The following is a 21,626-nucleotide window of genomic DNA, read 5'->3' on the forward strand; positions in this document are numbered from 1 at the left end:
TTTGGCGCGGGGTGGGATGGGGCCGCGGGCGAGGGCGGCGAGGAAGCGGGTGGTGAGGTTTTGCAGGCGGGTCCAGATCAGATTGACCATCGGGACGGGAACGTAGCCGGCCGGGCCGTGTTCGGCCACGGTGTCGCACAGCGCGTTCATCATGACGATGAAGCAGCGGATGACGAACGGGGGATTGGCTGGGGTTGCTGACACGCGAGGATGATAGGACGCGGGACGGGGGGTGGGAAAGCATTTTGTTAGAATTATTGTTAGCTATTGGGCCGGGGCTATTTTAGCCCCAAGCCCAAGTCCCAGATTAATAAAAGTTTTTTGCTTCTTTTTTACAAAAAAGAAGTCTTACTCCTGACGTAGCCTGCTCAATACATATGTTGTCCACCGTTGATCGAGAGTGTCGATCCGGTGACGAAATCGGCGTCGTCGGCGGTGAGGAAGACGACGCCGCGGGCGATATCTTCGGCGTGGCCGAGGCGGCCGACGGGGATTTTGGCGATGATTTTTTCCAGCACGTCGGGGGGTACGGCGCGGACCATGTCGGTATCGACGTAGCCGGGTGCGATGGCGTTGACGGTGATGTTGTAGCGTGCGCCTTCCTGGGCGAGGGCTTTGGTGAAGCCGTGGATGCCGGATTTGGCGGCGGCGTAGTTGACCTGGCCGTATTGGCCGGCCTGGCCGTTGATTGAGCCGATGTTGACGACGCGGCCGAATTTTTTGGCTTTCATGCCGTCGAATGTGGCTTTGCAGAGGTTGAAGCAGGAGCCGAGGTTGGTGTCGATCACGGCGTCCCACATATCGCGGGACATGCGGGACATGGTGCCGTCTTTGGTGATGCCGGCGTTGTTGACCAGGATTTCGATGGGTCCGAGGCGGCTGGTGATGCTGGCGACGGCGGTGGCGCAGGCGTCGAAGTCGCAGGCGTCGAATTTCATGGCTTCGATGCCGTGGACTTCGGTGAAGTTTTCGGCGGCGGCCTGGTTACCGGCGTAGCTCGCGATGACGGTGCGGCCGGCGGCTTTCAGGGCCACGCTGATGGCGGCGCCGATTCCGCGTGTGCCACCGGTGACGAGTGCGATTCGCGACATTTTGTTTCCCCCACAATGTATTCAGCGTAGTTTGGACCCGATCAGGGGTGGCTGTAAATGACCCGGCTCAATCGAGGCGTGCCCGCAGCCAAGATGCGCCCCTCACCAAATTAAAGAGAGTTTTTTGGTTCTTTTTTGCAAAAAAGAACCCTTCCTTAACCCTCATAGGTGCAAGACTCCCCTTCGCTATCGCGAAACACCGCGACGCGAGCGAGGCCGGGGCAGGCGGGGTGGAGGGTGCGCCAGATGAACGCGGCGAGGTTTTCGAGGGTGGCGGGGCCGAGGTTGGGGACTTCATCGAGGAAGCGATGGTCGAGGATGTCGCGCAGGGTGGCGATGTGGGTGTTCAGGATGCCGAAATCCATGATCATGCCGGAGGTGCCGGGGGTGCCGCGCAGGGTGATGGTGGCGCGGTAGGAGTGGCCGTGGATGCGGCGGCTCGATTCGGTTTCGATCGTGCGGTTGAGAGTGTGGGCGGCTTCGAAGCGGAAGTCTTTGGTGATTTCGAACATCAGGGGATGCCCAGGTATTTATGGGTCTGCATCGAGAGGCGCCATTTTGGGTGGGTTTGGCAGTAGGCGATGGCGGCTTGGGTGTTGGCGGTGCGGTCTGGCCCGTCCATCGGCTGGAGGAGGAAGGTTTTGAAATCGAGGCTGGTGAAGCGTTCGGGCATGGCTTCGGGTTGGGGGTAGACGAGTTTGAGTTCATCGCCCTGGCTGAGCGCGAGGGGGGCGCGGGCTTTGGGGCTGACGCAGAGCCAGTCGATGCCGGGTGGCGGGGTGATGGTGCCGTTGGTTTCGACGGCGATGCTGAAGCCCTGGCGGTGGATGGCTGCGATCAGCGGTTCATCGAGTTGGAGCAGCGGTTCGCCGCCGGTGATGACGACGAGGGCGTGGGCGGTGGTGGGTGCGGTCCAGGCGGCGCGGATGGCAGCGGCGAGGCTGGCGGCGTCGGGGAATTTGCCGCCGCCGGTGCCATCGGTGCCGATGAAATCGGTGTCGCAGAACTGGCAGGTGGCGGTGGTACGGTCGGCTTCGCGGCCGGTCCATAGATTGCAGCCGGCGAAGCGGCAGAACACGGCGGCGCGGCCGGCGTTGCTGCCTTCGCCCTGCAGGGTGAGGAAGATTTCCTTGACGCTGTATGTCATGCGCGACCGCTCATGGCTGCGGACTATCGCAATCCGCGCGGTTTGGCGACCGGTTTGGCGCATTGCTTCCATTACGCTTGATAGGGGGACGCTTGATAGGGGGACGCTTGATAGGGGGACGCTTGGTCGGGGTATGCTTGATCGGGAAGCTTGATCGGGGGGCGCGGTTGGGCAAGATGGCGGGATGGATCAGGCGGGCGGGTTTCGGCAGGCGATATTGGTGCTTGGGATGCATCGGAGCGGCACGTCGGCGCTGACGCGGGTGATTTCACTGTGTGGTGCGGATTTGCCGGCGACGCTGATGCCGCCGGCGGCGGGGGACAACAAGACCGGGTTCTGGGAGCCGCAGGCGCTGGTTGATCTGCATGACGAGGTGCTGGCGGCGATGGGTTCGTCGTGGCGCGATGTGCGCGGGATGCCGGTGGATTGGTTCGACAGCGCGGCGGCGGTGCCGTTTCGCGAACGGTTGGCGGCGCTGCTGGTGGCGGAATATCGGGATGCGGCGGTGTTCGTGGTGAAGGATCCGCGGCTGTGCCGGTTGTTGCCGTTGTGGCTGCCGGTGCTGGCGGCGCTGGGAATTGCGCCGCGCGTGGTGGTGCCGGTGCGACATCCGCTGGAGGTGGCGGCGTCGCTCCATCGGCGCGAGGGGTTCGATGCGGGGCGGGCGCAGGCGCTGTGGCGAAGCCATGTGCTGGTGGCGGAGCGGGAGTCGCGCGGGTTGGTGCGGTGTTTCGTGACCTATGATCAGTTGATGACGGATTGGCGGGTCGTGGTGCGGCGGATTGGCGCGGTGGCCGGGGCGGATTGGCTGGCGGGTGCGGATGCGGGCGCGATCGAGGCGTTTTTATCGGCGGATTTGCGGCATCACGCGGTCGCCGGGGACGATGGTGATGGTGCGGCGATGATTGCCGGGGTGGCGCCGGTGTTCGACTGGCTGGTGGCGGCAGCGGCGGGGGATGAGCCGGATGGGGCGTTGATGGATCGGGTTGCGGCGGACGTTGCGATCGGCGAGGCGTATTTCGGGCCGGTGATCGCGCCGATCGAGGCGGCGTTGGCCAAGCAGGCGGGGGATTTGCAGCATTGGATCGACGCGGCGGTGGAGCGTTATGCGGTGATCGAGGATTTGCGCCGGGAGATCGACCGGTTGGCGGCGCTGGTGCCGGCGGCGCGGCCGGGGCGGTTGCCACGATGGATCGCCGCGCTGCGCCGGCTGGTGGGGGCGGCCGGCGCGCGCGGTGATGGTGAGGGGTAGCGGCTAGCGCCGACCGATTTCGTGGACCAGGAAGTCGCGGAAGACGCCGACGCGTTTCGAGTTGCGGAGTTCTTCGGGGTAGACGAAGAACATGTCGATTTTCGGGGTTTTGGCTTCGGGCAGCAGGCGGACCATGCCGGTGGTGTCTTCGGCGAGATATTCCGGCACGGCGCCGATGCCGAGGCCGCTTTTGATCGCGATCAGCATGGCTTGCAGCGAGTTGACTTCGAGCGCGCCGGCGCGGGCGGCGGCGCCATCGGCCCGGCCGAGGCCGGCGAGCCAGTTGACGTCGCTGACCGGTGGTTTGCGATCGCCGAACAGGATCAGGCGGTGCTGATCGAGATCTTCGGGGCGTTCGGGCTTGTTGCCGGCGGTTTTCAGATAGTCTTCGGAGGCGAAGATCTGCCAGCGGATTTCACCGAGCGAGCGCTGCACCAGATCGGGCTGGCGGGGCGGGTGCATGCGGATGGCGACGTCGGCTTCGCGCATCGCGAGGTCGAGATCGGTATCGTCGAGCAGCAGGGTCATGCTGACGTCGGGGTATTGATTGAGGAAGGTTTTCAGCCTGGGGGCGAGCCAGGCGACGCCGAAACTATGGGTGGTGGTGACTTTCAGGCGGCCGGCCGGGCGGTCCTTGCTTTCGGTCAGCAGGGCTTCGGTCATCTGGAGTTTGGCGAAGACCTCGCGCACGGTGCGGTTGAGCTGTTCGCCCTGCTCGGTGAGGATCAGGCCGCGCGCGTGGCGGTGGAACAGCGGCACCGAGAGGGCTTCCTCGAGTGCCGAGATCTGGCGGGAGACCGCCGATTGCGACAGGTTCAGCGTATCGCCCGCGTGGGTGAAGCTACCGGCCTCGGCGACCGCGTGAAACACCCGCAGCTTGTCCCAATCCATATGATTCCCTGTCACGATGAAGCGTCCCCTGTTGCGGTGCTTGTATGACCGCCCGTTATGCCGATCACGCCGCGCGCCGTTCGATTTGCGCGTGTTCGGCCAAGAATTTTTCTGCCTCGAGGGCTGCCATGCAGCCGGAGCCTGCGGCGGTGACGGCCTGGCGGAAGATGCGGTCCTGCACGTCGCCGGCGGCGAACACGCCGGGGGACGAGGTGCGGGTGCTGCCGGGCACCGTGGTGATGTAGCCTTCGGCGTCCATATCGAGCTTGCCGCGGAACAGGCTGGTGGCGGGATCGTGCCCGATTGCGATGAACACGCCATCGACCGCGATGTCGCGGTGCGCGCCGGTTTCGGTGTGGCGCAGGCGGGCACCGGTGACGACGGCGGGTGAGCCGGCGCCGAGGATTTCATCGACCGCGTGATCCCAGATGACGTCGATTTGCGGGTTTTTGAACAGGCGGTCCTGGAGGATTTTTTCCGCGCGCAGCACGCCGCGCCGGTGGATCAGGATCACTTTGCTGGCATGATGGGTGAGGTAGAGCGCTTCCTCGACCGCGGTGTTGCCGCCGCCGACCACCGCGACGGTCTTGCCGCGATAGAAGAAGCCATCGCAGGTGGCGCAGGCGGAGACGCCGGCGCCCTGATAGGTCTGTTCGGAGGGCAGGCCGAGCCAGCGCGCCTGGGCGCCGGTGGCGATGACGATGGCATCGGCCAGGTAGATCGTGCCGGAATCGGCGACCGCCTGCATCGGGCGTGTGGTGAAATCGACGCTGGTGATGATGTCGTGATCGATCCGGGTGCCGACGTGGCGGGCTTGCGCTTCCATTTGCTCCATCAGCCAGGGGCCTTGGATGACATCGGCGAAGCCGGGGTAATTTTCGACATCGGTGGTGATGGTGAGCTGGCCGCCCGGTTGCAGCCCGGCGACCAGCACGGGGGCGAGGTTGGCGCGCGCGGCGTAGATGGCGGCCGTGTAGCCGGCCGGCCCTGCCCCGATGATCAGAACCCGCGTGCTGACCGCCGCCGCCAAATTGATCGTACCCGTATTCGCCATAACCCTCACTCAGATCCCGATTTGGTACCCGGCCCCTATATGTGCCAAGTTTTCGACCAGTTTCATATCATATCGAGGTTGCATCGCGCCACACAAGCGGCGAGACGCGGCCCCGGTGGTCTTGAACCCTTTCACAGACCGTCGATATGCAATTATATTACGCGTACAACTCTGTCACCGGTGATATCCATGCCGTTTAGCTCGGCCAACACGAACGCAACCAATTCGACCGCCCAGGCACGCGCCAATGAGGTGCCGCAGCTCGATGAGATCGACCGCCGCATCCTGACCGAATTGCAGGGCAACGGGCGGATGACCAATGTGGAACTGGCGAGCCGCGCCGGGATTTCGCCGCCGCCCTGCCTGCGCCGGGTGCGCCGGCTTGAGGAAGCCGGGTTGATCAAGGGGTATCATGCCGAGACCGACCCGCAGAAACTCGGGTGGCAAATCCAGTTTTTCGCGATCGTCGGGCTCGATAGCCAGCGGCAGAGCGTGCTCGACGCGTTCGAACAGCTGGTCGGTTCGTGGGAGGAGCTGCGGGAATGCCACATGATTAGGGGTGGTGGTGATTTTCTGTTGAAATTCGTGGCGCGCGATGCGGCGCATGAGAACCGGCTGACCGAACAGCTCACCGGTGCGGATAATGTGACACGGGTGCAGACGTTGCAGACCATTCGCACCAGCCGGGTGCTGGCGGGCGTGCCGATTTGAGCGGGGCGCTCGATCGGCCGGGGTTTCATCGGTTCGATACGGTCGATCGCCGCGCGGTGATTGCCATTGTGATCGCGGGTGGGCTGCTCGATCTGGCAAGCCGGTATCTGCCGGCGGATCTGCCGTATCTGGCGCCGTTCATTTTCAATATCCCGATCTTTGCCGGCACGATTTTGTTCGGTTTCTGGTACGCGCGGGGGTTGCAGCGGACGGCGCGGGGCGCGTGGCCGGCGCTGTGGCGGCGGATTGCGTATTTCAGCGGGGTCGGGGCGATCTATTTCGTGGCGCAGACCCATTTCGAATACGCTGCCCAGCACATGTTCTTTCTGAACCGGCTGCAACAGATGACGCTGGGGGTGTTCGCGCCGTTTCTGATCGCGTTCGCCTGGCCGCGCGATGTGCTGGCGGCGGGTGTGCCGGCGGAATTGATCGGGGTCGCGGGGCATCGGTGGTTGCGCCGGCCGATCGCGGTGTTGCGCAACCCGGTGGTTGCGGCGGTGATTTCGATTGCGGTGACCGATGTGTGGCTGCTGCCGGCGGTCGATTTCGCGGCGATGATCAACCCGCCGCTGTATGCGGTGATGAATCTGGTGATGCTGCTGGCCGGGCTGCTGTTCTGGCTGGTGGTGATCGACCCGCGGCCGCGCGCCGAGGCGGGCTATAGTTATTTGACGCGCATGGTCTGCGGCTTTCTGACCATGTTTCCGCAGATTTTGGTGGCCGCGACGGTCGCGCTGTCGGGCATCAGTTACTATGATTTTTATGATTTGTGCGGCCGGCTGTATCCGTCGATTTCGCCGATTCAGGACCAGTTGATCGGCGGGATGATCGAATGGATCCCGCCCGGCCTGCTCAACACCGCGGTGCTGTTCGTGCTGCTCAATGCGATCCGCAAGAACGAGGATAAGGAAACCCGGGAAACGCCGATCCCGCCGGGTGCCCGGGTGATCGAGGCGAAATGGACCGGGCGGTGAGCCGGGCCGCTTAAAACGACGCAGTGTGCAACAAACTTTGTGCCATCACCGCCCGGTGATGCCCTTGCGGATGGCGGCGGTAGCGGCTAGGCCGCATGTCGATACGGTGCGAGGGTTGGCCTTTGCATCGGGTTTCATGATCTGGGTTCGTTTAGGAGATTATCCTTGCGGCGACTGCGGTTGGCTTTGATGACCTCGGCGTGCCTGGTGCCAAGCGTTCTGGCGCCCGCCACACAATCCGCCGTCGCGGCGACGCGCACGGCTGCGTCTCATGCGGCCGGCCAGACCCGCGAGGCGACCGGCGGCACGATTGCGGCGGTCGATGTTTCGGGCAATCAGCGGATCGATGCCAGCACCATCCGATCGTATATTCTGCTGCAGCCGGGTGATGCGTTCAGCGCGCGGCGGATGGATCTGAGCCTCAAGACGCTGTACGCGACCGGGCTGTTCAAGACCGTTTCGATCACCCGCCAGGGCAATGATCTGATGGTGAAGGTCAAGGAAAACCCGATCGTCAATCAGGTGTTCTTCGAGGGCAATTCGGTCGTCAAGGACAAGGACATGAAGGGCGCCATCGCGCTCAAGCCGGGGTCGGTGTTCACCGCCGGCGATGCGGCGACGGCGACCAAGGCGATTTTGGGGCTGTATGCCAAGCGCGGCCATTACAGCACGACCGTGGTGCCCGAAATCGTCAAGCTGCCGGAAAATCGCGTCAACGTCGTGTTCAAATGCCACGACGGCACGCAGACGTTGATCAGCCGGATCAATTTCATCGGCAATCATGAATATGGCCAGGGCAAGCTGCGCGAGGTGATTTCGTCGCGCCAGGATGCGTGGTACCGGTTTTTGTCGGATTCCGATCAGTACAACAGCGAGCGGGTGAAGTACGACGAATCCCTGCTCAGCCGGTTCTATTTCCATCACGGCTATGCCGATTTCAAGATTGTCAGCGCCACAGCGCAGCTCGCGCCCAATCGGAAATCGTTTTATCTGACCTTCGTGGTCGATGAAGGGCCGCGCTATCGCATCGGGTCGGTGCAGGTGGTCTCGTCGCTGCGGAAACTGCCGGGCAAGCAGTTGCGGCCGCTGGTGCCGATTGAAAAAGGCGATATTTTCGACGGCGATGCGTTGCAGGCGGCCGATAAATCGATTTCCACCTATGTGCAGGACCGCGGCTTCGCGTTTGCGCAGGTCGAGCCGGATGTGAAGGAAAACCACAAGGACCACACCATCGCGCTGACCTTCCGCGTCATCGAAGGGCCGCGGGTTTATGTGGACAATGTGTCGATCAGCGGGAATACCCGCACCGAGGATAGCGTGATCCGCCGCGAAATCGAACTCGCGCCGGGCGATGCCTATAACGAACAAGCCGTGAAGCAATCCAAGGACAATCTGGAAAACCTGGGGTTCTTCAAGAAAAAAGACATCTCGATCAAGCCGGTGCCGACGCAGCAGCCTGACCGGGTCAACCTCGACGTCGGGATCGGCGAACAGGCGAACGGGCAGTTCTCGCTCGGCGGCGGGTATTCGACCGATCTGGGTGCGTTGGTCAACGTCGGGCTCAGCCAGAGCGATTTTCTGGGCACCGGCATCGAGGCTTCGATCAGCGCGCTGCTGGCGCAGAAGGGCACGCAGTTCAACCTTGGCGTCACCAACCCGTATTTCCTCGGGCGTAATCTGATCGCCGGGTTCGATCTGTTCCGCACCGATACCGCCAATACGACGTCCTATGTGTTCAGTGAACGCTCGATCGGCGGCGATCTGCGGCTCGGGTTCCGCTATAACCAGCACGTCAGCCAGGCGTTCACCTACACGATCAGCACGCGTGACATTTATAACATCGCGACCGGCGCCAGCCTTTACATTCTGAACGAGCAAGGTTCATCGAGCCTGTCGCAGCTCGGCACCACGCTGACGTTCGATTATCGCAACGACCGACTCGACCCGACCTCTGGCGGGCTGCTCTCGCTCTCGGGCGATTTTGCCGGGCTGGGCGGCAGCGCGAAATATGTCCGCCTGCAGGCGCGCGGGGCGTATTACATTCCGCTCGCGCGGTATTTCGGCAGCAAGGCCTGGGTGCTCGAATTCGACGGGCATGTTGGCGACCTCGTCGATATTCTGGGTTATAAATCGCTGATTGCTGACCGGTTCTTCCTCGGTGGCGATAGCCTGCTTGGTTTCCAGACCGGCGGCGCCGGGCCGCATGATACGCTGTATGGCGACAGTTTGGGCGGCAAATTCATCTATACCCAGGATACCGTGCTGCACTTTCCGCTGCCGGTGTCGCCTGATCTGGGTGTGTCGGGCTTTGCCTTCACCGATATCGGCAGCCTTTCGGGCGTGAGTCCGATCTCGGTGAACGGCAAGGCCCTGGGGCTGTACGACAACGCCGCCCCGCGCATTTCCGCCGGTATCGGTGTGGCCTGGAACACACCGTTCGGGCTGATCGACCTTTCCTTCGCCCAGCCGATCAAAAAGTATAAATACGACCAGATCGAGCAATTCCGCGTTTCCTTCGGTACGAGGTTCTAATATCGTGACACGAGTTTCTTCGCTTCGCCTGGGCTTGGTTCTGCCGGCCGTTCTGTTCGGCCTTGGCATCGGTCATGCCCAGAGCAGCAATGGCCAGGGCTTTTTCATTCCGCACCCCAAGGCACCGCCGGTCAGCCATTCGGTGCCGGTTCGTGCCCAGCCGATGATCCAGCAACAGCAGCAGGGTATGCCGGAACAGGGCCAGCAGCCCGGTACCCAGGCGATTCCGCCGCAGAAACTGCCGCCAATTCCCCAGTTGCCCGCGCTGCCCAAGGAAAACGCGCCACCCGCGCCGGTGATGGGCGTGCTCTCGGTGCCGGAGGTGATGCAGCAATCGACCGCCGCACAGGGTGTCGAGAAAATCATCGAGGCGCGGCGCCAGAAACTCGCCGCCGAGGCCCAGGCCGACCAGCAGAAATGGGAGGGCGAGCAGAAGACCATCACCGGCGAGAAGGCCAAACTGTCCAAGGCCGCGTTGGCGACCAAGGAACAGGCGCTGCAGCGCGAGATCGAGGAAGCGCAGGTCGATTTCCATAACCGCAACCTCGCGATCGAGGTTTCGGCCCGAGGCGCGCTCGGGAAAATCGAATCCACCCTCATCGCCGTGATCCGCCAGGTCGCGCAGGCGCATGGCATGAACCTGGTGCTGCACCGCTCGCAGGTGGCGCTGAACGTCAACGGGTTCGACATCTCCAAGGAAGTCGCGGCGCATCTGAATACCATTCTGCCGTCGGTGGCGGTGCCGCCGGCCGTGGTTCCCAAAATGGCCAATGCGCCAGCCAAAAAATAAGGGCTGATCATGACTGATACGGCCGGCGCCGGGCTGCCGGGCGACCCACGGTTTTTTCCGCGCTCCGGCCCGTTCACCCTGGCCGAGGTTGCCGCCGCGATCGATGCGGCGGCACCCACCGGCACGCCCGAGCGGATGTTTCGCGGCATCGCGCCGCTGCAAAGCGCGGGGCCGGACGAGATCAGCTTTCTCGATAATCGCAAATACCTCAATCTGCTGGCCGAAACCCGGGCCGGCGCCGTTATTCTGCTGCCTGAGCTTGCGGATCGGCTCGGCCCGCAGAGCCTCGCGCTGCCGGTTGCGCACCCCTACCTCGCCTGGGCCAAGGCCGGTGGGCTGTTTCATAAACTGCCGCCGGCCAACCCCGGCATTCACCCTACCGCGATCATCGATCCGACCGCGCGGGTCGACGCCACCGCCGAGATTGGCCCGTACGCCATCATCGGGCCGCGCGTGGAAATCGGGCCGCGCAGCATCATCGGGCCGCATAGCGTTGTGACTGCGGGCGTGATCATCGGTGCGGATTGCCGCATCGCCGGGCATGTCTCGATCGGGTATGCGATCATTGGCGATCGGGTCACGCTGCATCCGGGCGTGCGGATCGGCCAGGATGGGTTCGGCTTTGCGCAGTCGCCCACCGGCTTCGTCAGTGTTTCGCAGCTCGGCCGGGTGCTGATCCACCACGATGTCGATATCGGCGCCAATACCACGATCGATCGCGGCTCGGCGCAGGATACCATCATCGGCGCCGGCACCCGCATCGATAACCAGGTGCAGGTGGGTCATAATGTTCAGCTCGGCCGCTGCTGCATCATTGTCGCCCAGGTCGGGATTTCGGGGTCCACCATCATCGAGGATTTCGTGGTCGCCGCCGGTCAGGCCGCGTTCTCGGGCCATCTGCGCATCGGCAAAGGCGCGCGGATCGGTCCGCAGGCCGGGGTGATGAGTAATTTGGATGCGGGAGTCGAAGTGCTCGGCAGCCCGGCACAGCCCGCCAAAGCCTTCTTCCGCGAAGTCGCCATGATCCGCCGCTTTGCGCGGCGCGACAGAATGCGGCATTCTGACGCCAAGCCGGACCAACCCACCGGCGACTGAACCACTCACAGGAAATACGGATCCATCCCGATGGACGGCACCACACCAGACAGCAGCGCGCCGGCCACACCAGCCGGCCGCACCATCGATATCGCCGGCATCTTGCACGCGATTCCGCATCGCTATCCGTTCCTGCTGATCGATCGCGTGGTCGAACTGGTCGAAAACGTCTCGGCGGTCGGGGTCAAGAACGTCTCGGTCAATGAAAACTTCTTCCAGGGCCACTTCCCCGGTCACCCCGTGATGCCGGGCGTGCTGATCATCGAAAGCATGGCCCAGACCGCCGCGGTGCTGGTGGTTGAAACGCTCGGTCCGTCGGAGGCCGGCAAGATCGTGTATTTCATGTCGGTCGAAGGGGCGAAATTCCGCCGCCCGGTTGTGCCCGGCGATACGCTGCGCATCCATGTTGTTAAAGAGCGCAACCGCGGCAATGTGTGGAAATTCCACGCCGTCGCCCGGGTCGATGGCGTCGCCGTCGCCGAAGCCACCTACGCCGCTATGATTATGGATCAGAAAGCCGACCACACATGATCCACCCCCTCGCGGTCGTCGACCCGAACGCCAAAATCGGCGCGCGCGTCCATATCGGCCCGTTCTGCATGGTCGGCCCCGGTGCCATCCTCGCCGATGGCGTCGATCTGGTCTCGCACGTCGTGGTCGATGGCCGCACCAGCATCGGCGAAGGGACCAAGGTTTTTCCGTTCGCCACCATCGGCATGGCACCGCAGGACCTGAAATATAAAGGCGAAGATACCGAAACCATCGTCGGCGCGCGCTGCACCATCCGCGAACACGCCACCATCAACCGCGGCACCGCACCCGGCGGCGGTATCACCCGCGTCGGTGACGATTGCCTGCTGATGACCGCCGTGCACGTCGCCCATGACTGCCAGCTCGGCAACGGCATCGTTATCGCCAATAACGTCGTCATGGGCGGCCACGTCGAAATCGCCGACCGCGCCATCATCGGCGGCGCCGCCGCCATCCACCAGTTCGTCCGGATCGGCCAAGGGGCGATGATCGGCGGGATGTCCGGCGTCGAAGCCGATGTGATCCCCTACGGCATGATCATCGGCAACCGCGCCCGGCTCGCCGGCCTCAATATCATCGGGCTGCGCCGGCGTAACATCGATCACGCCACCATCCACCACATGCGCGCCACCTTCAACGCCCTGTTCCGCGATTGCACCCACCCGTTCCAGGAACGCCTCGCAACCCTGCAATCGCAACCCCATGACCCCCACACCACCGAAATCCTCGCCTTCGCCGCCAACCCCGGCAAACGCGGCCTGATCCGGACGACGACCACCGCCGCTGACGACGCTGAGGGGTGACGGGGTGGGGTGGGGTGAGGAAGCAAGGCGAGGGGCTTTGCCCCCTGGACCCCCACTAAGGGCGGAGCCCTTAGAACCCGCTAGTTTTAGTAAGGGGGAGGGCGCGGCACGGGATTTTCGAGGGCGATTGCCTGGACAGCCCTCCCCCTTACTAAAACTAATGGATTTTAAAGGCCTCGCCTTTAACGGGGGTCCAGGGGGCAGAGCCCCTTGGCCTTCTTGCTCACCGAACCCCACCCCATGACCCTGGGCATCATCGCCGGCGGTGGTCCGTTGCCCGGTCAGGTCGCGTTGGCGGCGCTTGCGGCGGGGCGTGGCGTTTTTGTGGTGGCGTTGGAGGGGTATGCGGATTTGCGGGTGGTTGGTGGGTTTCCGCATGAGGTGGTGCGGTTGGGTGCGGTGGGTGTGGCGGTGGCGGCGTTGCGGCGGGCGGGGTGTGTGGATTTGGTGTTGGCGGGGCCGGTGAAGCGGCCATCTTTGCTGGATTTGCGGCCGGATGCGGTGGGGGCGCGGTTGCTGGCGCGGGTCGGGCGGGCGGCGTTTGCGGGGGATGACGGGTTTCTGGCGGCGATTGTGCGGGTTCTGGGGGAGGAGGGGTTTCGGGTTCTGGGGGCGCATGAGGTGATGGCGGAGGTTTTGGCGCCGGCGGGTTTGCTGACGCGGGTGGGGCCGGATGCGGCGGCGTTGGCGGATATTGCGCGGGGTGTTGCGGTGGTGCGGGCGATGGGTGTGGCGGATGTCGGCCAGGCTTGTGTTGTGCAGCAGGGGATTGTGCTGGCGGTCGAGGCGGTTGAGGGCACGGATGCGATGTTGGATCGTGCGGCGGCTTTGGCGCGGCCGGGGCCGGGCGGGGTGTTGGTCAAGCTGGTGAAGCCGGGGCAGGATCGGCGGGCGGATTTGCCGACGTTGGGGCCGGCGACGATTGCCGGGGCGCGTGAGGCTGGGTTGCGCGGTGTGGCATTCGAGGCGTTGGGCGCCATATTTATCGAGCGCGCGGCGATGGTTGCGTCGGCGGATGCGGGGGGGGTATTCCTGCTCGGCATCGATCCGACGTCTGTGTGATCGTGGGTCATAATCGTTGGAAAGGGAAACCAGAATGAGCGGCGAGTTTCAATATCTGCACACGATGATCCGGGTGAACGACCTGGAGGAGAGCATCGGCTTTTATACCAAGTTGCTGGGGATGAAGGAGTTGCGCCGGACTGATGTGCCGGACGGCAAGTATACGCTGGCGTTCGTGGGGTATGGTGGCGAGAAGGACCACACGGTGCTTGAGCTGACCTATAATTACGGCACCGATCATTACGATCAGGGCACGGCGTTCGGCCATCTCGCGCTGGGTGTGGCGGACATCAAGGCGACTGTGGAAAAACTGCGGGCGGCGGGGGCGAAGATTTCGCGCGAGCCGGGCCCGGTGAAGTTCGGCACCACGGTGATTGCGTTCATCGAGGACCCGAACGGCTACAAGATCGAGCTGATCGAGCGCCACTGAGATGAGCACCGCGCCGGTTCCGCCGATTCCCGCGTTGCGGCAGGGCAAGAGCCTGTCGTTTCGGGCTTTGTCGGCGGGGTTTGGCGCGCTGGAGGCGGTGGTGCCGCGCCATTGGCCGGCGGTGACGGCGGATGGCATTGCGCGGGCGGCGGGGGTTTCGCTCGATGGCGCGGCGCGGGAGGGTTTGGCGCGGCTGACCGAGGCGATGGCGCGCGAGACGCATTTTTCGTTGTTCGGGCGGGTTTCGGTGCGGTATGATCTGACCCGGCTGGCCCGCAATGCCGCGCTGATCGAGCGGATGCATGCGGAGACGCCAGCCATCGGGGCGGCGCCGGTGGTGGCGCCGCTGTTCATTATGGGGTTGCCGCGGTCGGGCACCAGTTTTTTGCATACGCTGCTTGGCTATGATCCGGACGTGATGGTGCCGCGGGTGTGGCAGACGCTGTATCCGGCGCCGCGGCCGCGCGATTTCGACAAGCGGGGGAGTGCGGCGGCGCGCAAGACGGACCGGCAGTTGGATATTTTCGCGGGGATGGCGCCGGATTTTCCGGCGATTCATCCGATCGATGCGGACAGTCCGCAGGAGTGCAGCGAGATTACCGCGCATGTGTTCCAGTCGCTGCGGTTCGATACGACGTTCCGGGTGCCATCCTACACGACATGGCTCGATGGGTTTGGCCATGATGCGGCGTTTGCGTTTCACAAGCGGTATTTGCAGGCGTTGCAGCATGGGGTGGGGGCGAAATTCTGGGCGCTGAAATGTCCTGACCATACGTTTTCGATTCCGGCGATTCTGGCGACCTATCCGGATGCGCGGTTCGTGGTGGTGCATCGGGACCCGGTGCATGTGTTTGCCTCGGTCGCGCATATGACGGAGGTGCTGCGGGCGCCGTTTTTGCGGGAGATCGATACGGTGGAGATCGGCCGGCAGGTGACGGAGCGTTGGATCGAGGGGGCGAAATTGCTGGTGGCGTTCGACCGCAGTGGCGCGGTGCCGCCGGAGCGGTTGATCAACCTGCACTATGAGGATTTGACGGGTGATCCGGTCGCGACGGTGGACCTTGTCTATCGTCATTTCGGCGAGACGCTGTCACCGGCGGCGGCGGCGGCGATGCGCTTGCATCTGGCTGCGGCGCCGCGCGGCGGGTATGGCCGCAACCGCTATCAGATGGCGGATTTTGGGATCAATCCTGAGCGGCTCCGGCCGGATTTCGCGCCGTATATGGATTATTTCGGCATCAATACGCGGGCTGCACCGGTCGAACTGCCGGCGTAAAACGACGGCCCTTGCCTGGGGTTCGTCAATATTTGAGGCGTTTAATCATTACATATATAGTATCCTCTATTTCAATTTATTGTGATTTCAGATCAACCTTGTCTAAGGCTTCGCAACTGTGTTGGGCACTCTGATCAGGGCGATTGTTGTAATCGTTGGTAACTCGAAATTAACGCGCGCGTGGTTACGATCGATGCGCTGTCCAGCGATGGCAATACGCTGGCGAAACCTCTACACATTTGTCTAAATTTCTGATACAAACCTTTATGTAACGAAATTTGGAGGCCTATCGGGTCTCTGTCTCGTTGCGCTCAGGAGAGATGTTTTTGTCTGCAGTGATCCCGTTTCCGCGCCACCAGCCCGGCAAAGGCAAGGATACTGTGTGCTTCCTGATCGCTGACCTGGAAACGACAATTGCCGCGCCGACACCGGCGCGCTCCAGTACACCGCAGCCGTCGTTGGCCGGACATGAAGCGCTGATCGGGCGCATCGTCGGTGAACGCGGTGGCCGCGTGTTCAAATCGGTTGCCACGCGCTCTTACGCCGCGTTTGCCAGCGTCGGCCCTGCGATTGCGGCGGCACTCGAACTGCAACGCGCCTTTATCGCGCGCGGCTCGAACGATGGGGTGGCGGTGCGCGCGGCCATTCACGCCGGCGTGGCGGAATTGGTCGGGGACCAGTATGGCGGCGCAGCACTCAACCGGGCCGCTCGGCTTGCGGCGATTGCGCATGGCGATCAGGTGCTGGTTTCGGCGGCCGCCGCGCGGATGGTCGATGCCGCCGAACTGCCGGCGTTCGCGACCATCGACCGGCTCGGCTGGTTCCGACTGCGTGACCTGCTTGAGCCCGAGGCGGTGCACCAACTCACCCACCCCGACCTGCGCGCCGATTTCCCGCCGCCGCGCTCGTTGGATAGTGGGCCGCACAATTTGCCGCTGCTGAGCAATTTGTGCATCGGCCGGAACCAGGAACTCGCGGTGCTCGGCGAATTGCTCGATCATCATCGCCATCGGCTGATCAGCATCGTTGGTCTGGGCGGGATCGGTAAGACGCGGCTGGCGCTGCAATGCGGGGCGGAGAATCTGGCCTGGTTTCCCGATGGGGTGTGGTTCGTCGATGTCGGGGTTTTGTCCGACGCTGGGCAGGTGGCCGAGGCGGTGTGCACGCTACTCGGCTTCAAATTAGGTGGGGATCGCACGGCGGCGGAACTGCTGCCCTCGCTGTTGCGCCACAAGCGGCTGATGATCGTGTTCGACAATTGCGCGCATCTTGCGGGGCAGGTGGGTAGTCTTGCCACCGAACTGCTGCGCGGCTGCCGTGACGTCACTGTGCTGGCCACCAGCCGGACCGCGATCGGGGTGGACGGCGAATACTGCATGGCGCTCGGCGGTCACTTCATGCCGACCGAGGACGACGAGGTTACGCTCGCCACCGCCATGGCCGCCCCGGCGATTCGACTGTTCGTTGCGCGGGCCCGGCAGGCCGTGACCGATTTCCAGCTCACCGAGGCCAATCTGGCGATGGTTGCAGCGATCTGCCGTCGCCTCGATGGCGCGGCGCTCGCGATCGAACTCGCCGCGGCACGGCTGCGCCAGCTATCCTTGCGCGAATTGCTACGCGACCTGTTGCAAAGCGCCGCCCCGCCGCTCGATCCGCCGGGCCGTAGCCTCTCCGGCGATCATGCGCTCGACCGTGCGATCGAGAATAGTTACGAGGTCTTGAATGCGGACCAGCGGGTTGCCTTCGCCCGGCTTGCAGTGTTCGGCGGGAGTTTCACGCTCGATGCCGCGCGGGAGACCATCGGCATGAGCCCCCTGCGGCCGTCCCAGGTGCCGGAGCTGGTGGGTGCGCTGATCGATCAGGCGATGCTGACCAGAGTGCCTGGGTGGTCCGATGAAACCCGCTATCGTCTGGCCGACACGGTACGAAGCCACGCCATTGAAAAACTGCGGGGCGACGCCGCTCGGCACGACGTCATGGACCGTTTATGCGCCTGGCTCATCCGCCACTACGGCGAGGGCGAGCGCAGCTGGGCCGCCAGCCGCGCCGATGAATGGCTGGCGCGCTACCGGTGCGACATCGATAACCTGCGCGCGGCACTTGCCTGGGCGTTCGGCACGTCTGCCTGTTTTTTGCCGCGCGACCCCGGCTCGATCACCGATACCGGCAACGGCAACACCGCCGCCGGCCTCATGCTGGTCAGCCTGACCAGCGAGTTGTGGCGCGATACCGGCATGACCGCGGAACAGCGCCACTGGTTGCATATCGCACACCCCCGCATCGGCGCCGCTACACCCGATCGCGTTGCCGCGCGCATCGGGCTCGATATCGCGTTCACGGTCGGCGGCGGTGCGTTCGGCGACAAACGCCGGGTCGGCGACGCACTCGATGCGCTGACCCGCTACAAGATCGCCGGCAAAGACGAGGAGATCGCCCTCGCGGCATCGCGCATCGCCATCTGTGTCATGAGCCCGGAGGATAGCTCAACCGCGCAACCCTATGTGGCGCTGATGGAGGCCGCCCTGCCGAACATGGGCCGCACCCGGCGGCGTGCCTGGCTGCTGAACGTGTTGGCCGTGATCGCCCATTTCGGGGGCGACAGCCGCCGCGCGATTGCGCTGCTCGATGAATCGTTGGCGATCAGCCAGCACTTTCGCGATCAGGTCAATAGCCAGATCGCGGGGCTCAACCTTGGTGAATTCCTGTTCGCCCAGGGCGATGCCGAACGTGCCGCCAAGGAGGCCACCGCGGTGGCGACGAGTTGCCGTGAGACCGGCAATCTGATTGATCTGGCGTTCTCGCTCAGCAATCTCGCCTCGTATGCCATGGTGCTGAACGATATGCCGTGGGCCCGCGCCACTTTGGCCGAAGCGCTGACGGTGTTGGCCGATATCAACATCGAATTCGTCCTGATATCCTGCCTGCAAACCGCGGCCCTGCTCGCCGCACGCGACGGGGCGCTGCAGAACGCCTGTCGCCTCGCCGGCCACACCGGGCGTTTCTACGAGGTCAACGCGCTTGCGCGCGAACCGACCGAAGCCGCGATTTTCCTTGCGCTGAGCGGCACGCTCGATCAGGCGGAGGCGAATGGTTTGCTGTCACACGCCGAGCGGGGGGTGCTGATCAGCGAGGGCGGCAACCTCAAAACGCGGCACGCGATCGAACTCGCTACCCAGAGTCTGACCGCTCCGGCCTGAGGCTAGCGATCGTGCGGCCGTACCACGCTCTGGTACAGCAGCATTGGCACATCGTCGCGCACGAAACCCTCGACCTCGACCATGCCGATGGCGCCCAGCACCGTGCGGCTCGCGAAATTATCGGCGCGCGCCACGGCGACGATCCGGGGCAGGTGCGCCTGATCATGGCCGTAGCGCAAGGCGGCACCGCCCGCCTCACGCGCCAGACCGGCGCCGCGCACCTCCGGCCACAGGGCGAACCGCAGCGCGACACCACGCCCGTCCGCGCGCGCCGCCAGCCCGGTCATGCCGATGAAATTGCCGGTGTGCAGACCGCGCACGGTCCAGATGCCGTAGCCATGCCGGCCCCATAAACCGATGTCCTCGGCCAATTCCTCCGCCGCACGTTCGCGGGTGCGCACGCCGCCCAACATCAGGGCGAAGGCGCGTGGGTCGGTCTTCAACGCGACCAGATCGGCGAGGTCGGCCCAGCTGACCGGGTCGAGCCGTAATCGCGCGGTGGTGATGCGCCAGGTGGGGTTGGTCATCGCGGGGCTCCGCGTGATCTTTCGCCAGGGGCTCCGCCCCACACCCCGCCAGGGGCTCTGCCCCTGGACCTCGCTAAGGGCTTAGCCCTTAGAACCATTAGTTTTAGGATTGGGGAGGGCGCGGCCATGCTTTCGCCGTCGCAACGCCGTGCCGCGCCCTCCCCAATCCTAAAACTAGCGGATTCCAAAGGCTCCGCCTTTGGTGGGGGTCCAGGGGGCAAAGCCCCCTGGTGGGGTTTGGGGCGAAGCCCCATTCTGTTCCAGCCCCGACCTAGCGCGTCAGCGGGCGATATTTGATCCGGTGCGGTTCGGTCGAGTCTGCACCTAGTCGGCGGCGTTTGTCTTCTTCGTAGGCTTGGAAGTTGCCTTGGAACCATTCGACGTGGCTATCGCCTTCGAAGGCGAGGATGTGGGTGGCGAGGCGATCGAGGAACCAGCGATCATGCGAGATGATGACCGCGCAGCCGGGGAATTCCATCAGCGCGTCTTCGAGGGCCCTCAAGGTATCGACATCAAGATCATTTGTCGGTTCGTCCAACAGGATGACGTTGTGTTCGCCTTTGAGCATTTTGGCGAGGTGGACGCGGTTGCGTTCGCCGCCCGAGAGAATGCCGACTTTCTTTTGCTGATCGGAGCCTTTGAAGTTGAAGGCGCCGACATAGGCGCGTGAGGGCACCGAGCGTTTGCCGAGGGTGATGACGTCGGTGCCGCCGGAGACTTCTTCCCAGACCGATTTATCCGGGTTGAGGCTGTCGCGTGACTGATCGACGTAGCCGAGCTTGACGGTGTCGCCCACTTTGAAGGTGCCGCCGTCGGGGTGTTCGACGCCGGTGATCATTTTGAACAGCGTGGTCTTGCCCGCTCCGTTCGGCCCGATCACGCCGACGATGCCGCCTGGCGGCAGTTTGAACGAGAGCCCGTCGATCAGGACGTGGTTGCCGAAGCCTTTGCGCAACTCTTCCGCCTCGATCACGGTGCCGCCGAGGCGCGGGCCGGGTGGGATGATGATTTCCGCGACCCCGCCGACCTGCTCGTTCGATTTCGCGAGCATATCCTCGTAGCGGGTGATGCGGGCCTGGTTTTTGGCCTGACGGGCCTTGGGCGAGGCGCCGATCCATTCGCGCTCTTCCTTGAGGGCGCGCTGGCGGCCGGATTCTTCCTTTTCCTCCTGCGAGAGGCGTTTTTGCTTCTGTTCGAGCCAGGAGGTGTAATTGCCCTCGAACGGGTAGCCGCGGCCGCGCTCGAGTTCGAGGATCCAGTTGGTGACGTTTTCGAGAAAATACCGGTCATGGGTGACCACGATCACGGTGCCGGCGTAGTTGCGCAGGGTTTTTTCGAGCCAGGCGACCGATTCCGCATCGAGGTGGTTGGTCGGTTCGTCGAGCAGCAGGAGGTCGGGTTTTTCGAGCAGGAGGCGGCATAGGGCGACGCGCCGGCGCTCGCCGCCGGACAGGTTGGTGACGGGGCTTTCCGCGGGCGGGCAGCGCAGGGCATCGAGCGCGATGTCGATCCGCCGGTCGAGCTCCCAGCCGTCATCAGCGTCGATCTTTTCCTGCAACATGGCCTGTTCGGCCAGCAGGTCGTTCATTTTGTCGTCGTCCATCGGCTCGGCGAATTCCTCGGAAATCGCGTTGAACCGGGCCAGCGCCGCGCGCAGATCGGCGAAGGCGAGGGCGACGTTGTCACCGACGGTGAGGTCCGGCTCGAGATGTGGCTCCTGCGACAGATAGCCGATGGTGGCGCCCTCGGCGGCCCAGGCTTCGCCGCCGAACTCCTTTTCGATGCCCGCCATGATTTTCAGCAGGGTCGATTTGCCGGCACCGTTGACGCCGAGCACGCCGATCTTCACGCCGGGCAGGAACGAGAGGGTGATGCCTTTGAACACCTCGCGCCCGCCGGGGAAGGCTTTGGTGAGGTCTTTCATGACATAGACGTATTGGTAAGCGGCCATTGGCTGATCCTGTCCGGTGAGGGCGTGGGTTGGGGCCGGTATAGGAATAGCGCGCCGGTTGGGCAACCGGCGGTCGAAATCAGGCTTCGCCGATTTCGTTAACCAAGTGGAAAGGCTGACCGGTTATACCACTGGTATGGTCTGGTTATCGCCGATCATCCTCGTTTCGGGACAATAAGTCTCTTGTCCAGGCCGGTTTGCCGCGGCCAGTATTTTACTCAGCAGTCGGTAATATAGGCGACATTTGGTGCTTTGAAGAATGATTGCACGAGACGTGGTTTGCGCTTGATGGCGGCGAGTTGGGCTTCGATT

19 protein-coding genes and 1 pseudogene are annotated in these 21,626 nt (G+C 63.7%); 12 read left to right on the top strand and 8 right to left on the bottom strand.

Annotated elements, in window-relative coordinates:
- From B7X49_RS09460 to queE, 4 genes and pseudogenes are all read right to left on the bottom strand, one after another.
- Window positions 1–204 (bottom strand): annotated as a pseudogene (locus B7X49_RS09460) (hypothetical protein); the annotation flags it as partial.
- A 164-nt stretch (window positions 205–368) separates the two neighbouring features.
- Entirely contained in the window at window positions 369–1,091 is a 723-nt protein-coding gene (gene phbB, locus B7X49_RS09465) for an acetoacetyl-CoA reductase (RefSeq protein ID WP_029311378.1), read from the bottom strand.
- A 155-nt stretch (window positions 1,092–1,246) separates the two neighbouring features.
- Window positions 1,247–1,603, bottom strand: coding sequence for a 6-carboxytetrahydropterin synthase (locus tag B7X49_RS09470; RefSeq protein ID WP_286704314.1), 357 nt, complete (start codon window positions 1,601–1,603; stop codon window positions 1,247–1,249).
- Window positions 1,603–2,238, bottom strand: a complete 636-nt coding sequence (gene queE / locus B7X49_RS09475) for a 7-carboxy-7-deazaguanine synthase (protein ID WP_286704313.1) — start codon at window positions 2,236–2,238, stop codon at window positions 1,603–1,605. The genes B7X49_RS09470 and queE overlap by 1 nt, the downstream gene beginning before the upstream one ends.
- A 184-nt stretch (window positions 2,239–2,422) precedes the next feature.
- Between queE and B7X49_RS09480 the strand changes: the two genes are divergently transcribed.
- Window positions 2,423–3,490 carry a sulfotransferase family protein gene (locus tag B7X49_RS09480; RefSeq protein ID WP_286704312.1) on the top strand — a complete coding sequence of 356 codons (1,068 nt, stop codon included), beginning with the start codon at window positions 2,423–2,425 and terminating at the stop codon, window positions 3,488–3,490.
- Between the two features lie 3 nt (window positions 3,491–3,493).
- Here the strand turns inward: B7X49_RS09480 and B7X49_RS09485 are convergent, their stop codons facing one another.
- Complete coding sequence (locus B7X49_RS09485; RefSeq protein ID WP_286704311.1) at window positions 3,494–4,381, bottom strand: LysR family transcriptional regulator; 888 nt, start codon at window positions 4,379–4,381, stop codon at window positions 3,494–3,496.
- A 64-nt stretch (window positions 4,382–4,445) separates the two neighbouring features.
- Window positions 4,446–5,435 (bottom strand): thioredoxin-disulfide reductase, encoded by a 990-nt coding sequence (gene trxB / locus B7X49_RS09490; RefSeq protein ID WP_408735573.1) that lies wholly within the window; start codon window positions 5,433–5,435, stop codon window positions 4,446–4,448.
- A 189-nt stretch (window positions 5,436–5,624) separates the two neighbouring features.
- Between trxB and B7X49_RS09495 the strand changes: the two genes are divergently transcribed.
- The 11 genes from B7X49_RS09495 to B7X49_RS09545 all read left to right on the top strand — a co-directional run bounded on the left by B7X49_RS09495 (window position 5,625) and on the right by B7X49_RS09545 (window position 18,836).
- Window positions 5,625–6,146 carry an Lrp/AsnC family transcriptional regulator gene (locus B7X49_RS09495; protein WP_029311371.1) on the top strand — a complete coding sequence of 174 codons (522 nt, stop codon included), beginning with the start codon at window positions 5,625–5,627 and terminating at the stop codon, window positions 6,144–6,146.
- Window positions 6,143–7,120, top strand: a complete 978-nt coding sequence (locus B7X49_RS09500; protein ID WP_286704310.1) for a cytochrome c oxidase assembly protein — start codon at window positions 6,143–6,145, stop codon at window positions 7,118–7,120. Before B7X49_RS09495 ends, B7X49_RS09500 begins: the two co-directional genes overlap by 4 nt.
- 189 nt (window positions 7,121–7,309) lie before the next feature.
- The gene (bamA, locus tag B7X49_RS09505) at window positions 7,310–9,652 is read left to right on the top strand and encodes an outer membrane protein assembly factor BamA (RefSeq protein ID WP_286839125.1); all 2,343 of its coding nucleotides are present in this window, start codon (window positions 7,310–7,312) and stop codon (window positions 9,650–9,652) included.
- A 4-nt stretch (window positions 9,653–9,656) separates the two neighbouring features.
- The gene (locus B7X49_RS09510; RefSeq protein WP_286704308.1) at window positions 9,657–10,442 is read left to right on the top strand and encodes an OmpH family outer membrane protein; all 786 of its coding nucleotides are present in this window, start codon (window positions 9,657–9,659) and stop codon (window positions 10,440–10,442) included.
- Between the two features lie 9 nt (window positions 10,443–10,451).
- Window positions 10,452–11,537: a UDP-3-O-(3-hydroxymyristoyl)glucosamine N-acyltransferase gene (gene lpxD, locus B7X49_RS09515; protein WP_286704307.1), complete on the top strand. Its 1,086-nt coding sequence runs from the start codon at window positions 10,452–10,454 to the stop codon at window positions 11,535–11,537.
- Between the two features lie 30 nt (window positions 11,538–11,567).
- On the top strand, window positions 11,568–12,068 hold the full coding sequence (fabZ, locus tag B7X49_RS09520) for a 3-hydroxyacyl-ACP dehydratase FabZ (protein WP_029311366.1): 501 nt from the start codon (window positions 11,568–11,570) through the stop codon (window positions 12,066–12,068).
- Complete coding sequence (lpxA, locus tag B7X49_RS09525; protein WP_286704306.1) at window positions 12,065–12,871, top strand: acyl-ACP--UDP-N-acetylglucosamine O-acyltransferase; 807 nt, start codon at window positions 12,065–12,067, stop codon at window positions 12,869–12,871. Before fabZ ends, lpxA begins: the two co-directional genes overlap by 4 nt.
- A 240-nt stretch (window positions 12,872–13,111) precedes the next feature.
- Window positions 13,112–13,933, top strand: a complete 822-nt coding sequence (locus B7X49_RS09530) for an LpxI family protein (RefSeq protein ID WP_286704305.1) — start codon at window positions 13,112–13,114, stop codon at window positions 13,931–13,933.
- A gap of 34 nt (window positions 13,934–13,967) precedes the next feature.
- A complete protein-coding gene (gloA, locus tag B7X49_RS09535) occupies window positions 13,968–14,363 on the top strand; it encodes a lactoylglutathione lyase (RefSeq protein ID WP_029311363.1) in 396 nt (131 codons plus the stop codon).
- Between the two features lies 1 nt (window position 14,364).
- A complete protein-coding gene (locus B7X49_RS09540) occupies window positions 14,365–15,639 on the top strand; it encodes a sulfotransferase (RefSeq protein WP_286704304.1) in 1,275 nt (424 codons plus the stop codon).
- Between the two features lie 326 nt (window positions 15,640–15,965).
- Window positions 15,966–18,836: a hypothetical protein gene (locus tag B7X49_RS09545; RefSeq protein ID WP_286704303.1), complete on the top strand. Its 2,871-nt coding sequence runs from the start codon at window positions 15,966–15,968 to the stop codon at window positions 18,834–18,836.
- A gap of 2 nt (window positions 18,837–18,838) precedes the next feature.
- Here B7X49_RS09545 and B7X49_RS09550 read toward each other — a convergent pair whose 3' ends face one another.
- Entirely contained in the window at window positions 18,839–19,363 is a 525-nt protein-coding gene (locus tag B7X49_RS09550) for a GNAT family N-acetyltransferase (RefSeq protein ID WP_286704302.1), read from the bottom strand.
- A gap of 271 nt (window positions 19,364–19,634) precedes the next feature.
- A complete protein-coding gene (ettA, locus tag B7X49_RS09555) occupies window positions 19,635–21,314 on the bottom strand; it encodes an energy-dependent translational throttle protein EttA (protein ID WP_286704301.1) in 1,680 nt (559 codons plus the stop codon).
- Window positions 21,315–21,626 lie beyond the last annotated feature (312 nt).

Origin of the sequence: Acidiphilium sp. 34-64-41 (genome assembly GCF_002282635.1) — a bacterium.
In the GTDB taxonomy this organism is placed as follows: Bacteria; Pseudomonadota; Alphaproteobacteria; order Acetobacterales; family Acetobacteraceae; genus Acidiphilium; species Acidiphilium rubrum.